This is a genomic window from Phenylobacterium sp. (genome assembly GCF_035944335.1).
Lineage (GTDB): Bacteria > Pseudomonadota > Alphaproteobacteria > Caulobacterales > Caulobacteraceae > Phenylobacterium.
In genome coordinates this window covers 145259-158388 of sequence record NZ_DASZBG010000040.1, presented here as the reverse complement: position 1 = coordinate 158388, position 13130 = coordinate 145259, and the positions used below count along the sequence as shown (strand labels likewise).

At 69.1% G+C, this 13130-nt stretch carries 17 protein-coding genes and 1 tRNA gene; 6 read left to right on the top strand and 12 right to left on the bottom strand.

Annotated elements, in window-relative coordinates:
- The first annotated feature begins 39 nt into the window (after positions 1–39).
- From VGT80_RS07865 to hflX, 4 genes are all read left to right on the top strand, one after another.
- Entirely contained in the window at positions 40–903 is an 864-nt protein-coding gene (locus VGT80_RS07865; protein WP_327454525.1) for a D-amino-acid transaminase, read from the top strand.
- A gap of 89 nt (positions 904–992) precedes the next feature.
- Entirely contained in the window at positions 993–2171 is a 1179-nt protein-coding gene (locus VGT80_RS07860) for a hypothetical protein (protein ID WP_327454523.1), read from the top strand.
- 180 nt (positions 2172–2351) lie between these two features.
- The gene (gene hfq, locus VGT80_RS07855; RefSeq protein ID WP_327454521.1) at positions 2352–2597 is read left to right on the top strand and encodes an RNA chaperone Hfq; all 246 of its coding nucleotides are present in this window, start codon (positions 2352–2354) and stop codon (positions 2595–2597) included.
- A 44-nt stretch (positions 2598–2641) separates the two neighbouring features.
- Positions 2642–3910: a GTPase HflX gene (hflX, locus tag VGT80_RS07850; protein ID WP_327454519.1), complete on the top strand. Its 1269-nt coding sequence runs from the start codon at positions 2642–2644 to the stop codon at positions 3908–3910.
- Here the strand turns inward: hflX and mazG are convergent.
- The 9 genes from mazG to VGT80_RS07805 all read right to left on the bottom strand — a co-directional run bounded on the left by mazG (position 3907) and on the right by VGT80_RS07805 (position 10602).
- On the bottom strand, positions 3907–4731 hold the full coding sequence (mazG, locus tag VGT80_RS07845) for a nucleoside triphosphate pyrophosphohydrolase (RefSeq protein WP_327454517.1): 825 nt from the start codon (positions 4729–4731) through the stop codon (positions 3907–3909). The genes hflX and mazG overlap by 4 nt on opposite strands.
- Positions 4732–4817: 86 nt before the next feature.
- Positions 4818–5312, bottom strand: coding sequence for a hypothetical protein (locus tag VGT80_RS07840; protein WP_327454515.1), 495 nt, complete (start codon positions 5310–5312; stop codon positions 4818–4820).
- Positions 5313–5441: 129 nt separating this feature from the next.
- Complete coding sequence (locus tag VGT80_RS07835; RefSeq protein ID WP_327454513.1) at positions 5442–5861, bottom strand: DUF1801 domain-containing protein; 420 nt, start codon at positions 5859–5861, stop codon at positions 5442–5444.
- A 166-nt stretch (positions 5862–6027) separates the two neighbouring features.
- Positions 6028–6642 (bottom strand): phosphoribosylglycinamide formyltransferase, encoded by a 615-nt coding sequence (purN, locus tag VGT80_RS07830; protein WP_327454511.1) that lies wholly within the window; start codon positions 6640–6642, stop codon positions 6028–6030.
- Positions 6639–7463, bottom strand: coding sequence for an MBL fold metallo-hydrolase (locus VGT80_RS07825; RefSeq protein ID WP_327454509.1), 825 nt, complete (start codon positions 7461–7463; stop codon positions 6639–6641). Before VGT80_RS07825 ends, purN begins: the two co-directional genes overlap by 4 nt.
- Positions 7460–8236: a TatD family hydrolase gene (locus VGT80_RS07820; RefSeq protein WP_327454507.1), complete on the bottom strand. Its 777-nt coding sequence runs from the start codon at positions 8234–8236 to the stop codon at positions 7460–7462. The genes VGT80_RS07825 and VGT80_RS07820 overlap by 4 nt, the downstream gene beginning before the upstream one ends.
- Positions 8237–8275: 39 nt before the next feature.
- Positions 8276–9289: a DNA polymerase III subunit delta' gene (locus VGT80_RS07815; protein ID WP_327454505.1), complete on the bottom strand. Its 1014-nt coding sequence runs from the start codon at positions 9287–9289 to the stop codon at positions 8276–8278.
- Positions 9290–9327: 38 nt separating this feature from the next.
- A complete protein-coding gene (tmk, locus tag VGT80_RS07810; RefSeq protein WP_327454503.1) occupies positions 9328–9963 on the bottom strand; it encodes a dTMP kinase in 636 nt (211 codons plus the stop codon).
- A 39-nt stretch (positions 9964–10002) separates the two neighbouring features.
- The gene (locus VGT80_RS07805) at positions 10003–10602 is read right to left on the bottom strand and encodes a septal ring lytic transglycosylase RlpA family protein (protein ID WP_327454501.1); all 600 of its coding nucleotides are present in this window, start codon (positions 10600–10602) and stop codon (positions 10003–10005) included.
- 179 nt (positions 10603–10781) lie between these two features.
- Between VGT80_RS07805 and VGT80_RS07800 the strand changes: the two genes are divergently transcribed.
- Positions 10782–10871: transfer RNA gene (locus VGT80_RS07800), tRNA-Ser, on the top strand.
- A 7-nt stretch (positions 10872–10878) separates the two neighbouring features.
- Here VGT80_RS07800 and VGT80_RS07795 read toward each other — a convergent pair.
- Positions 10879–11592 (bottom strand): MgtC/SapB family protein, encoded by a 714-nt coding sequence (locus VGT80_RS07795; protein ID WP_327454499.1) that lies wholly within the window; start codon positions 11590–11592, stop codon positions 10879–10881.
- Positions 11593–11690: 98 nt separating this feature from the next.
- Between VGT80_RS07795 and VGT80_RS07790 the strand changes: the two genes are divergently transcribed.
- Positions 11691–12014, top strand: a complete 324-nt coding sequence (locus tag VGT80_RS07790) for a hypothetical protein (protein WP_327454497.1) — start codon at positions 11691–11693, stop codon at positions 12012–12014.
- Here VGT80_RS07790 and VGT80_RS07785 read toward each other — a convergent pair.
- Positions 12011–12526, bottom strand: a complete 516-nt coding sequence (locus VGT80_RS07785) for a TadE/TadG family type IV pilus assembly protein (RefSeq protein ID WP_327454495.1) — start codon at positions 12524–12526, stop codon at positions 12011–12013. The genes VGT80_RS07790 and VGT80_RS07785 overlap by 4 nt on opposite strands.
- Positions 12523–13017 (bottom strand): TadE/TadG family type IV pilus assembly protein, encoded by a 495-nt coding sequence (locus tag VGT80_RS07780; protein ID WP_327454494.1) that lies wholly within the window; start codon positions 13015–13017, stop codon positions 12523–12525. The genes VGT80_RS07785 and VGT80_RS07780 overlap by 4 nt, the downstream gene beginning before the upstream one ends.
- Positions 13018–13130: the final 113 nt, after the last annotated feature.

Here is a 13130-nt window from a genome sequence, read left to right as displayed (position 1 = left end):
TCCCCGATCCTTCGAAGCTCACAAAGGGAGCGGCGTAGGATGGGGCGCATCGCCTACGTCAACGGGCGCTTCGTCCCGCAGGGCGAGGCCGTCGTCCACATCGAGGACCGCGGCTACCAGTTCGCCGACGCGGTCTATGAGGTCTGGGCGGTGTTCGACGGCAAGCTCGCCGACGCCGAGGGCCATTTCGTGCGCCTGGAGCGCAGCCTCGGCGAGCTCTCCATGCCGATGCCGATGAGCCGGGCCGCTTTGACTCTGGTGCTGAAGGAGGCCCTGCGGCGCAATCGCCTGCGCGAGGCCTCGATCTATCTGCAGGTCAGCCGCGGCGTCGCGCCGCGCGATCACGCGTTCCCCAAGGATCCTGTGCGCCAGGCGGTGGTCATCACGGTGAGCCCGGTCGATCGGGCGGCCTCCGAAGCCCGCGCCGCCAAGGGCGTCGGCGTCGTCACCACACCGGAGACCCGCTGGGGCCGTTGCGACATCAAGACGGTGGGCCTCCTGCCCAACGCACTGGCCAAGCAGAAGGCCCGCGAGGCCGGCGCCGCGGAAGCCTGGTTCGTGGATGAACTGGGGTTCGTCACCGAGGGCGCGTCCTCCAACGCCTGGATCGTCGACGGCGAAGGGCGCCTGCGCACCCGCGACACCAACGCCAACATCCTGCGCGGCGTCACCCGCCGGACCCTGCTGGAGGTGATCGGCGACGAGGGCCTGCAGGTCGATGAGCGGCCCTTCACCCCCGACGAGGCCCGCCAGGCCAAGGAAGCCTTCATCACCGGGGCCGGCACCCTGGTGCTTCCGGTGGTGAGCGTCGACGGCAAGCCGGTCGGCGAGGGCAAGCCCGGACCGGTGGCGATGAAGCTCCGCAAGCTCTACATCGAGCGCGCCAAAGAAACCGCGATCTGACAGCGGTCTGCCCGCTTCATCTGGCGCGGGAACCTTGGTTATCCGGACACATCTAACAGCGTTACCCCACGCTGCCCAAGGAGATGTCGATGGCCAAGAAATTCGACCGCAAGCTGGTCAAGACCGCACCTCCCCTGGCCGTCGCAGGGGCCGTGTTCGTACTCGTCGGGTGCGGCGGGCTGATGATGACCCAACGGCCCGGACCGCCGCGAACCGTGGCCGAGCAGCAGGGCCAGCAGATCTTCCGCTACGACACTTTCGGCGACGAGCAGCTTTGGACCGACAAGCTGCACATGGCCAGCATCGTCGACAGCAAGGTCACGCCGATTCAGGCCCTGGGCCTGGGCCTGAAAGTCGACATGGACAAGCTCAATTTCGGAAAGTTTGTGCTGCACAACCCGTTGGGGGCGAGCGGGACGCGGGAACTGCTGCGCGAGGACGCGGTGGTCGGGCTGAAGGCGACGTTCGATGACAGCGGCCATGTCCAGCGCATCGGCGTCACCTGCGCGCTCTGCCATTCGACGGTCGACAGCGCCATGCTGCCTGGGATCGGCCACCGGTTGGACGGCTGGCCCAACCGAACCTTGAACGTTGGCGCGGTGATCGCCCTGTCTCCGGCGGTCACGCCTGAACAGCGCGCCGTCTACACGTCGTGGGGCAAGGGCCGCTACGACCCGCGCTTCAATTTCGACGGCAAGAACACGCCGCTCGAGATCCCGCCGGCCTACGGCCTGGCCAGCGTGAAGAACGAGACCTACACGGCCGAGGCCCCGATCTCCTACTGGAACGCCTATGTGGCGGTGACCCAGATGGGCGGACACGGCGATTTCTCCGACCCGAAGCTCGGCATTGACATCCACCAGACGCCGGACCTCGTGACGCCCAAGCTGGCCCCGCTGCGGGACTACCAGCACAGCCTACGGGCGCCATCTGGGGGCGGGATCGACGCCGCCGCCGCCTCGCGCGGCCAGGCGGTGTTCGCGGGCCACTGCCAGAGTTGCCACGTCGGCGGCGCCGGCACCGACAACGACGCTGGCGTCCTTCATGCCCCGTCCGAGACCGGAATGGACGGCGCCTACGCGCTGCGCACGAACAACAAGGCCTATCGCACCACGCCGCTGCGCGGTCTGCGCTTCCACCCGCCGTATTTCCACGACGGCAGCGCTGCGACCCTGGCCGAAGTGGTCGACCACTATGACCGGGTTCGCCACCTGCAGCTCAGCGCCCGGGACAAGCACGATCTGACCGAATACCTGAAGACACTCTGAGGCGAACCCGCTACTGGCGGCTCGCCAACACAGCCTCTATATCGAGCGCGCCAAGGCCTTGGCCTGTGAGACGGCGCAGCTTGCATTGCGCCCGTCACAAATCCCGGTCTAGCGTGACACTGCGTGTGTGGGCGGCGTTTTGGCCGCCCGTCTGACAACGAAAAAAGAGGCGATCAAGCCGTGAGCGAGAAAAAACAGAACCTGCAGGACACCTTCCTCAACAGCGTCCGCAAGTCGAAGACCCCGCTGACCATCTTCCTGGTCAACGGCGTGAAACTGCAGGGCGTGGTGAGCTGGTTCGACAACTTCTGCGTTTTGCTTCGCAGGGACGGGCAATCCCAGCTCGTCTACAAGCACGCCATCTCGACGATCATGCCGGCGCAGCCCGTGCAGCTCTACGAGCCGGCTGAAGACGAGACCGATTGAGTTCGAAATCCATTGACCGAGAGGCGCCTGTCCAAGGCGCCTTGGTGATCCATCCGGACCGGGAGGGCAGGGGCTCTTCGCGGGACGCCGAGGCGCGCGTCGAAGAGGCGGTGGGCCTGGCCCAGGCGCTGGACCTCGAGGTGCGCGAAGCGATCATCGCGCCGCTGCGCAAACTGACGCCGGCCACCCTGTTCGGCAAGGGCAAGGTGCAGGAGATCGGCGAGGTCGTCCGGCTGCAGGAGATCGACGTCGCGGTCGTCGATGACGCCCTGACCCCGGTGCAGCAGCGGAACCTGGAGAAGGCCTGGGACTGCAAGGTGATCGACCGCACCGGCCTGATCCTCGAGATCTTCGCCCGCCGGGCCCGGACGCGCGAGGGCCGCCTGCAGGTGGAGCTGGCGCGCTTGACCTACGAGCGCTCGCGCCTGGTCCGCACCTGGACCCACCTGGAGCGCCAGCGCGGCGGCTTCGGGGTGATGGGCGGGCCCGGCGAGACCCAGATCGAGACCGACCGCCGGCTGATCGCCGAGCGGATCACCAAGCTCAAAAAGGAGCTGGTGGAGGTGCGCCGCACGCGAACCCTGCAGCGCTCGGCGCGCCGGCGTGTGCCGTTCCCGACCGTGGCGCTGGTGGGCTACACCAACGCCGGCAAGTCGACGCTGTTCAACCGGCTGACTCATGCGGAGGTGGTGGCCGAGGACCTGCTGTTCGCCACCCTCGACCCTACGCTTCGGACCCTGAAGCTGCCGGACGGCAGGCCCGCGATCCTGTCGGACACTGTTGGCTTCATCTCGGACCTGCCGCACGAACTGGTGGAGGCCTTCCGCGCCACGCTCGAGGAGGTGCGCGAGGCCGACGTCATCCTGCACGTCCGCGATATCGCCAGCGACGAGAGCGACGCCCAGGCCGGCGACGTCCGCACGGTCTTGGAGCGCCTCGGCGTCGACATGGACGAGCGCCGCGTGCTCGAGGTCTGGAACAAGGCCGACCTGCTGCATCCCGACGACCGGCAGGCCGCCCTCGGCGACGCCCGGCGCGCCCATCCGCCCGCCATCCTGGTCTCGGCGGTCACGGGGGCGGGCTGCGACGCCCTGCTGAAGGCCGTATCGGGCCTAGTGGACGAAGCGCCGCCGGTGGACGTCTATGCGCCGGCCGGCGAAGGCGCGGCGATCGCCTGGCTCTACCGCAACGGCCGCGTCCTGGAGCGCAATGAGGGCAAGGACGGCTCAGTCCGTCTGGCCGTCAGCCTCAGCCCCCAGGCGCTCGGACAATTCGAGCAGCTGTTCCCGCAAGCCGAGATCCGGGCGCACTAGGCCTTCTCCGCCGCCTTGGCCTCGTTCCACAGGCCGTCCATCTCCGCGAGGTCCGACTGGTCGGGGGTCTTGCCACGCTCGGCGAGCCTGGCCTCGATGTAGCGGAATCTGCGGCCGAACTTGGCATTGGTGGCCCGAAGCGCGTCTTCCGGGTCCACCTCCAGCGTCCGGGCGAGGTTAGCCACCACGAACAGCACGTCGCCCATCTCCAGGCGCGCCTTGTCCAGGTCGCCACCGGCGATCTCGGCCTTCAACTCGGCGACCTCCTCGTCCAGCTTGTCGAGCACCTCCTTGGCGGAGGGCCAGACGAAGCCGACGCCGGCGGCGCGCTTCGACAGCTTCACGGCGCGGGTAAGGGCGGGCAGGCCCACGGGGACGTCGTCCAGCAGGCTGCCAGCGCGGCCCGTCGCGCCATGCTTTTCGGCGCGTTCGGCGGCCTTCAGCTGTTCCCAGCCTTCCTTCTGTTCGGCCAGCGAGCCGTAGGTCTCGGACCCGAACACGTGGGGATGGCGGCGCTCCATCTTGTCGTTGATGGCCCGGGCGACGTCCTCGAAGTCGAAAGCGCCTTGCTCCTCGGCCATCCGCGCATGGAAGACCACCTGCAGCAGCAGATCGCCCAACTCCTCCTTCAGATCCTTCAGGTCGCCGCGCTCGATGGCGTCGGCCACCTCATAGGCTTCCTCGACGGTGTAGGGCGCGATGGTGGCGAAGGTCTGCTCGATATCCCAGGGACAGCCGTCCTGGCGGTCGCGCAGCCGCGCCATGATGGCGATCAGCCGATCGATCGGCCGCAGGTCGGCGGGCGGGGCGGGTCTGGTCATGGGAATCCCGGACGCGGCAACTTAGGGGCGGCGCTGGGGCGATCAGACCGCGCGCCGCCGTCGCGTGCAACCGGGTTGTGGCGTCTCTAGCGGCTGGCCAGGGCCTTGCCGCGCGCCAGCTGATGGGCGAACCGGTCGAATCCCGTCTGGGCGTCGTACCAGGTGCTGGACATCCGGGCGTAGCGGATGTCGGTCTCGTAGTCGCGATAGGCGACCGGCGTCTCGTGGCCGTCCGCCGTGACGATGCGGCCCTCGATGCGCGCGCCACCGAGGCCGAAGCTCTCGTATGACAGGCCGGGCTTGTCGCCCAGCTGCTTGAAGGTGGGGCGGTTGGGAACCGCGTCGATCAACACCAGCTCGATGCGCGCGCCGTCGTAGGCGCCGGTCCTGGCGAGCGCGTGCTCGACATCGCTGCGCAGATCGTTGGCCAGGTCGCGGACGTCGCGGACGCCATAGGTTTTTTCGGCCTTGGCCTGCAGCTGCGGGCCGATGGCCACATCGACGACCGCAGGCGCCGCCTGGGCGGCCGAGGCGAGGCCGAGCACGGCCGCGGCCGCGGCCGCGAGGACGATGGTGCGCATGATCTTCTTCTTTCGTTGCCCGGGTCCCTCGTCCCTAAACCTAGGGGCGTTGTCGCGAAGCGCAAGCATGCCGGGGCAGGGGGACGCCCGGCCGGCGACCCCCGGAAACCAAAAAACTCCGCCGTAACCCTAGGTATTTCCGCTCTTTTCGGTCTTTGCCCGAGCCCCCTTCGGCGCATTTTTCTTCAACTTCGTCCGATTGTAGTCGATCGCCGCGCGGACGAGGTTTTTCAGAGCCGGCTCGTCAATCCTGTCGCCCTCCAGGAAGTCGATCGACCGCCTCGCATTGCCCTCCAGGCCCGCATTGAACAGCTTGTCGGGGTCCGGCAGGTGCGCACCGTGCGCGAAGGTGAGTTTCACCTTGCCTTTGTGGGCGTTGGCCACCGCGATCATTCCGTCGCGAGACCAAACCGGACTTCCCATCCATTTCCATTCCTCGAGGATCTCCGGGTCGGCGGCGAGGATGGCCTTGCGAACGCCGGCGAACGTCTTGCCGCGCCAGTCGGTGATGCCTGCGATCAGCTGGTCGATCTGTTCCGATGCCTTCATGGGATCTCGACGCCTCGAAATGCGGTCCGGCGTCATGCGATCATAACGGCCATGTCGCGACTAGGCCTATCGCGGCGCGGGGGGCCACGAGTTGAGGGGGAGAGGTCGATGTGACGGCGTCTGCGCTATTCCGAATTGCGCCTAAGATAGATTATCGGAAATATTGCTAGGCGGATCCCGCCGGGAGCTTGAGGCTGCCCTCGGCGATGCGCCGCAGGGTTTCCACGAAGAACCCCGGCTCCAGGGCCCTGACGCGGGCCTCCAGGCTTTCCGGTGTGTCGCCCGGCCTCACCTCCACACTGCGGCGCGCGATCACCGGCCCGCGGTCATATTCCTCGTCCACCACGTGGATGCAGACGCCGCTCTCGAGCGCGCCCGACGCCAGCACGGCCTCGTGCACGCGGCGGCCGTACATGCCATGGCCGCCGAACTGCGGCAGCGGCCCCGGATGGATGTTCAGCACACGCCCGGCGTAGCGGCCCAGGGTTACCGGTCCGAGTTGGCGCAAATAGCCAGATAGAACAATCAGTTCGACGCCGTGCGACGTCAGCGCATCGACCAGCCGCTCATCCGCGGCCAGCGGATCGGCTTGAGTCGGAATGCACAGCGCCGCCATGCCGTGCGCGGCGGCAAACGCCAGCGCTTCGGCCGTCTTGTTGTTGCTGATCATCAGCCGCGGCTCCGCCGCGAGGCGCCCGGCCTCGATAGCCGCCACGATAGCCTGGGCGCTGGAGCCCGCCCCCGACGCGAGGAAACCGAGCTTAAGTGGTTGCGATATCACGATAATTCTGCCGCCAGCCGGTGTTCGATCCGAAGGCCGTCGTAAGCCGCCTCGACCCCCGCCGGCAGCTGGGCCGCGAGCGCGGCATAGTCGAGATCGATATGCATGTTGGTGAGGATCGCGCGTCGCGGCTTGATCCGCGCGATCCACTCCAGGGTTCGCTCCACATGGGCATGGGTCGGATGCGGCCGCCAGCGCAGCGCATCGACGATCCAGACTTCGACGCCCGCCAGCGCCTCGAACGCCGCCTCGTCCAGATTAACCACGTCGCTGGAATAGGCGACATCGCCGAACCGGTAGCCCACCGAGCGCACCCCGCCATGATCCTGATCGAAGGTGACGACGGGAATCGACCCCGACGGCCCGTCGATCGTCCAGCGCCTCCCGTGGGCTGGCAGCCGGCGGCGGTCGCAGATCGCCGGATAACCCCCCTCGCCCTCGAAGATGTAGCCGAAGCGGCGCATCAGCGACGCCTCGGTCGGCGCGTCCGTGAAGGCGGGGATCCGCGCCCGCTGGCGGATGAAGAAGGCGCGCACGTCGTCGATGCCGTGCACCTGGTCGGCGTGATCGTGGGTCATCAGGATGGCGTCGAGGCGCTTCACCCCGGCCATGGCGGTCTGCAGGCGCAGGTCCGGCGAGGTGTCGATGAGCGCCGTGGTTTCGGCTTCGGGTCCCGCGCCGCGACGGCGGACCAAGAGTGAACAGCGGCTGCGCAGGTTCCTCGGGTTGGCCGGATCGCAGGCGCCCCAGTCGCCGTCGGCCCGCGGTACGCCGCCGGAGGAGCCGCAGCCCAGGATGGTGATCTCGAGCGTCCCGCTCATGGGCGGGGAATCCGCTGGAACAGGGCGAAAACCGCCTCGGCGGTGCGGGATTCGGTCTCGGCCAGGCTCCAGCCGCGGATTTCCGCCAGCTTGGCGGCGACGTGCGGCAGGAAGGCGGGCTCATTGCGCCGGCCGCGGTGCGGCACGGGCGCCAGATAGGGGCAATCGGTCTCCAGCATGATCCGCTCGGCGGGCATGTCTCGGATCACGGCGCGGACGTCCTCGGCGGCCTTGAAGGTGGCGATGCCCGAGACCGAGAACCAGGCCCCGAGGGCCGCGCAGCGCGCCGCCAGCTCCGCGCCGGAAGTGTAGCAGTGCATGAGGATCGGAAAGGCCCCCTTCCCGTGCTCGGCTTCCAGGATATCGCCCGTGGCCGCGTCCGCCTCGCGGGTGTGGACCACCAGGGGCAGGCCGGTCGCCCGCGCCGCGGCGCAATGGGCGCGGAAAACGTCGGCCTGCACGTCGCGGGGACTGAGGTCGTAGTGGAAGTCGAGGCCGCATTCGCCGATGCCGACCACGCGGGGGTCGGCGGCGATCTCGATCAGGGTCTCCGGCGCGAGGTCGGGCGCCTCCTTGGCCTCGTGCGGGTGGGTTCCGACGGTGCACCAGATGTCCGGATGCTGCGCGACCAGCCGCACCGCCGGATAGTTCGAGACCTTGTCGCAGATGTTGATCATCAGCCGGACGCCGGACGCCAGCGCGCGCGAGATCACGGCCTCGCGATCCTCGTCGAATTGCGGTGCGTGCAGGTTGACGTGGCTGTCGATCAGCATGCCGGCGGGATCGTCTCGTTCTCGTTCTGGGCGAGGCGTTCAGGCCCGCGCGGCCTGACGCAGTTCGGTGAGCGCCGTGAACAGCGCATCGGCGCGATCGAGGTTCAAGGCCTCGACCTCCCGCGGCAGGCGCTGCAGCGTCTCCCACGCCTGGGCCCAGCGATCAAGCGAGCTGGACGCGCCGCCCTGGCCCTCGGCGGCCCAGCCGGCGGTCTGGTCATGGACGCGCTCGGCGAGTCGCTCGAACAGCAGGTTGAATTGCGCCTGGCCCTCCCCGCCCCGGAACTTGTCGGCCAGCGACAGGGCCAGGCCTTCGTCCAGTTTCGGCAGATCGGCGAGGATCGCGCGGGCGGCGTCGTCCAGCACGATCGCCTGGGCCGCGGCCAGCGCCAGCGCGCGGCCCGGCGCGCCCTGCGCCATGCTGGCGAGCCGCAAGGCGGCTTCGTCGGTGATCTCGGCGCGAGCGCGAACGAAGGCGGCGGTTTCCTCCAGCGGCAGGGCCGAGAACGCCAGCCGCCGGCAGCGGGAGCGGATGGTGGCGAGCAGCCGGCCCGGCGAATGGCTGACCATCAGCAGCACGCCCTTGGGCGGCGGCTCCTCCAGGGTCTTCAGCAGGGCGTTGGCGGCGTTGAGGTTCAGGTCGTCGGCGGCGTCGACGATGGCGACCCGGTGCGGCGCGTTGGCGGGGGACTTCGAGAAGAACTCCGAGAGCCGCCGGGCCTCGTCGACCGGGATCACCTTGCGCGGCTTGCCGTCCTCGCCGATGCGCTCGATGACCAGCAGGTCGGGATGCGCGCGGGCCGCCACCTGCCGGCTCACCGGATGGGCCGGGTCGACGCCCAGCACGCCAAAGGCCGGGTCATGCGGAGCGCCCAGCAGGCGGCGGGCGGCGCGATAGGCGAAGGTCGCCTTGCCCAGCCCCTCCTGGCCGGTCAGCAGCCAGGCGTGGTGCAGCCGGCCGCGGGCCCGGGTCGCCTCGAAGGCCTGTTCGGCCGCCGCGTGGCCCTCGAGCTCGAAGACCTCGCGCGGATGGACGACCTCCACCTCAGCCACGGCCAGACTCAGACATGGCCAGATCAGACATGGCCAAATCAGACATGTACTGGGAGCCTGGCTTCGACGGCCGCCCAGACCGCGGCTTCGACCGCCCCGATGGCGCCGTCGGCGGGGATGACCACGCAGCGGCCGGGCTCGGCCTTGGCGATGGCCAGGAAGCCCTCGCGCAGCCGTTCGTGGAAGGCCATGCCCTTGCTCTCGAAGCGCAGTTCGGCGCCTGGCCGCGCGGTCGCTCGCTTCAACCCGATCTCCGGCGGGAAGTCGAAGATCAGCGTCAGGTCGGGCCGGGTGTCCTCGAGGATGTAGGTCTCCATGGCCGCGATCAGGGCGGGGTCGGTTCCGCCGGCGGCGCCCTGGTAGGCCCGGGTCGAGTCGGCGAAGCGGTCGCAGACCACCCAGGCGCCGCGCTCAAGCGCCGGGCGGATCACGCGCTCGATGTGATCGCGACGGGCAGCGTACATCAACAGCGTCTCGGTCACCGGGCTCCAGCGGTCGGCCGCGCCGTTCAGAACGAGCTCCCGGATGCTCTCGGCGCCGGGCGAACCGCCGGGCTCGCGGGTCGCGACGACGTCGAGGCCCAGGCCCTCCAGGCGCGCGGCAAGGCGCTTGAGCTGGGTGGACTTGCCCGCCCCCTCCCCGCCTTCGAATGTGATGAACCGCCCGCGCGTCACCGGCCCAAGATGGCCCGTTCGGGCCGGAAGTCTAGCGCTTCAGAAGGGCGGGGCGAGCGACGCCTCGACGATCGTCGCCGGGGGCTTGTCCAGGGGGGCGGGCGCCGCCGTCGAGGCGGGCGCCGGGGTGCCCAGATAGGCGTAGCGGCGGCTCTCCGGGTCGAGCGCCGGGGCCGGCCCGAGATAGCGCACCCGCACGTGGGCGAGACCCTTGCGGTCATAGCCGAGCTGGCGGGCGGCCTCGTGGGAGAGGTCGATGATCCGGTTGTCCACGAAGGGGCCGCGGTCGTTCACGCGGACGACCAGCTTCTTGCCGTTGTCGAGGTTGGTCACCTCGACCAGCGAGGGCAGCGGCAGGGTGGTGTGGGCCGCGCTTGGCCGGTCCTTGTCGAAGATCTCGCCGTCGGCGGTGGGCTTCAGGTGGAAGGCGTCGCCGTACCAGGAGGCGACGCCGGTCTCGTTGTAGTGCGGCTGCGCCTTGGGCACGTACCAGACGCCGCCCACCTGATAGGGCTTGTCTGTGCCCTTGAGGCCCGGCGCGGACGGCGGCTTGCCGCGGCGATGGACCGGCGCCTGCGTCGCATATTCCGGACGCACCGTCGCGCAGGCCGCCAGCAGGGCCGCGGCCGCGGAAAGCATCGCGTATCGGATCGCCGCGCCGCGCCACATGCGCCTGAACTCCCCTCGGACTTGTCGCCCAAGCTTCGTAGGGGAAGTTTGCAGTGCGGTTAACGGGACCTTACAGCGCAGGCGCGCGGCGGTCCGTCGCGGCGGTGGAGCGCCCTTGCCTGCGCTGCTATAGGCGGGCGCTCCTTCGGGGACAGGTGGCCGAGTGGTTTAAGGCAGCGGTCTTGAAAACCGCCGTGGGTGAAAGCCCACCGTGGGTTCGAATCCCACCCTGTCCGCCATGCCTGGCTAGCCTCCCGTCTGCGCCGGCTGCCACGCCGCGCGATGGACCGCGGGGTTCACGGCCAGCGCCTTGACGAAGTCCGGTTCCTGGCCCCGATCCGCCTCGTGGCCGCGCCACTCCAGCTCGGCGCGGACCTCATAGCGCTCCGCGCCATCCTCGTAGGTGACGGCCCAGAAAATGATCCGTTGGCCGGTCTGCGCGATGGCCCCGCGTAGATCGTCCGCGGCCAGGCCGGCGCGCTGGGCGCTGACGGTCAGGTCGCCGCGGAACTTGCGCGGCATCTTCAGGTCGATCCACCGCAGACCCCAGAGCAGGCCGACGGCCAGGGCCGTGGCGCCCGCGCCGAGGTCAAGCTGCCCTGCGCCGAAGCAGAGGCCGACCACGGTCATGAACCAGATGGTGGCGGCCGTGGCCACGCCCATCACCGTGTCGCCGCGCTTGATGATCGCCCCGGCGCCGATGAAGCCGATGCCGGAGAGGATGCCGAGCGGCAGGCGCAGCACGTCGATCTGGGCGAATTTCGAGGCGTCCTTGCCGGTCGTGTCGAGCAGTTCGTTGGCCAACACCATGGCCAGGCACGCCGCGACGCATATCAGCACGGTGGTGCGCAGGCCCGCGGCCTGGCTCCGCTCCTCGCGGTTGAACCCGACCACCAGGCCCGCGACCACGGCGAGCGCCAGGCGGAGCACCACGTCCTGCCAGCTGGGAACGAGCGGCATGATCACCTCCGGGAGCGTCAAACAGGACAGCGGAGCCAGAGTTCCCGAAGGAACCCGGCCGCAAGCTGCGCCGTTCATCCGCGAGGTGGAGCGCCACTATGGAAACCCGAGACCTCGACCTCGAAGCCGCGTCCGCGACGAGCCACGGCCCGCGCCGCGAAGGCTGGCTGCGGCGCGCCGGCGACGGTCTGGTGGTCTGGCTGCACCGCCAGGCTCAACGGCGAGACCTGGTCCCCGCCGAGTTCGGCGACCGAGACCCCGTGGACGAAGCCGACGCAACCTCGCTCATGCGCGAATGGACGCGGCAGGCGCGCCTCTGGGCCGACTACAATCCCGAACAGATGCTGGCCATGAAGGCCGGGACGGCCGCGCTGGGCGTCGCCCTGCTGGCGCTCGTCGTTCTGATCGGGGCGATCCGCTAGCCGACCTTCGCCACCTGGGTCGACAGGCGTGGCCGCACATAGGCGTGCCGCGCGAAGTGCAGCGTCGTCGGCAGCAGATAGCGGATCGGCGAGGTGTAGTCGTAGGTGACGTCCGCCACGATGGCGCTTTCGCCGGCGGCGAGGTAGCCGGTCGGAACGGAAGGGCCGCCGGTTGCGGACCAGTTCTGCGACTGAGTCCAATCGGAGGTCACCACGCCCCTGCTGTCGGCGGTGAGGCTGGAGATCCGCAGGCCCATATTCCCGGTCGGCAACGGGTTCACCAGGACCTGGCCGGCGACCATCGCATCCGTCAGATCCGCGGCTGTGGTCGTGCGCCCCTGGGCGATCACGTCGGCCATGGCGGCGGCGATGTGGGCGATCCGCCGCTGGGCCTCGAAGGCCCGCACGAGCTCGACGGAGCCCAGTTGCAGGGTCACCAGGATCGGCAGCATCAGCGCGAACTCGACCGCGGCCGCGCCGCGCTCGTCCCTTCGGAAGCTCAGGCGCCTCATGTGAACGGCTCGTTCTTGAAGGTGGTGCGGGCGTCGAGGACGAGCGTCGTGGGCCCCGATTGCTGGAAGCCGAGATTGAAGAAGGGCATGAAGAACGGCCACTGATAGGTGGCCTTCACCAGGATGACATCGCCGGCCGTGCCCTTGTCGAACTCCCCGGCGGGCGCGTCGCCGGCCGCAGCGTTGGCGTTGGCGAAGGTGGTGTATTTCCGCACGCTGATCGCCAGTTTCGCGCCGCAGGCGGTCTGGCTTTCGAACATCCCGTTGCAGACCGCCGTCTTGAAATCCGTGGCGTTGGTCGGCGCGTCGGATTCGCCGGTGCGGATCGTGCGGGCCGCCGACTGCACGGCGTTGTCGAGGGTGTTCGAGACGAGCCCCACCAGCCCGATCTCGACGGTGCCCATGATGACGCCCACGAGCAGGGGCGTCAGCAGGGCGAACTCGATCGCCGCCGTCCCGCGTTCGTCCTTGGCCAGGCGAGATATGCGCACGCGATCGTCCACCTTCATGCGGGCGGCAGTCTGCGCGTTCGCAGTTAGTTTCGGATGAATGGCTAGGACTTACAGCGGTTTACCACGCTCTGAAGCGGAGCCTTAACCGCATC

What these genes read in the sequence shown, in the direction of transcription:
- VGT80_RS07865 (WP_327454525.1), top strand. Translation starts at nt 40, where the DNA reads ATGGGGCGCATCGCCTACGTCAACGGGCGCTTCGTCCCGCAGGGCGAG.
- VGT80_RS07860 (WP_327454523.1), top strand. Translation starts at nt 993, where the DNA reads ATGGCCAAGAAATTCGACCGCAAGCTGGTCAAGACCGCACCTCCCCTG.
- mazG (WP_327454517.1), bottom strand. Translation starts at nt 4,731, where the DNA reads ATGACCAGACCCGCCCCGCCCGCCGACCTGCGGCCGATCGATCGGCTG.
- VGT80_RS07840 (WP_327454515.1), bottom strand. Translation starts at nt 5,312, where the DNA reads ATGCGCACCATCGTCCTCGCGGCCGCGGCCGCGGCCGTGCTCGGCCTC.
- VGT80_RS07835 (WP_327454513.1), bottom strand. Translation starts at nt 5,861, where the DNA reads ATGAAGGCATCGGAACAGATCGACCAGCTGATCGCAGGCATCACCGAC.
- VGT80_RS07825 (WP_327454509.1), bottom strand. Translation starts at nt 7,463, where the DNA reads ATGAGCGGGACGCTCGAGATCACCATCCTGGGCTGCGGCTCCTCCGGC.
- VGT80_RS07820 (WP_327454507.1), bottom strand. Translation starts at nt 8,236, where the DNA reads ATGCTGATCGACAGCCACGTCAACCTGCACGCACCGCAATTCGACGAG.
- VGT80_RS07805 (WP_327454501.1), bottom strand. Translation starts at nt 10,602, where the DNA reads ATGCTTTCCGCGGCCGCGGCCCTGCTGGCGGCCTGCGCGACGGTGCGT.
- VGT80_RS07795 (WP_327454499.1), bottom strand. Translation starts at nt 11,592, where the DNA reads ATGCCGCTCGTTCCCAGCTGGCAGGACGTGGTGCTCCGCCTGGCGCTC.
- VGT80_RS07790 (WP_327454497.1), top strand. Translation starts at nt 11,691, where the DNA reads ATGGAAACCCGAGACCTCGACCTCGAAGCCGCGTCCGCGACGAGCCAC.
- VGT80_RS07785 (WP_327454495.1), bottom strand. Translation starts at nt 12,526, where the DNA reads ATGAGGCGCCTGAGCTTCCGAAGGGACGAGCGCGGCGCGGCCGCGGTC.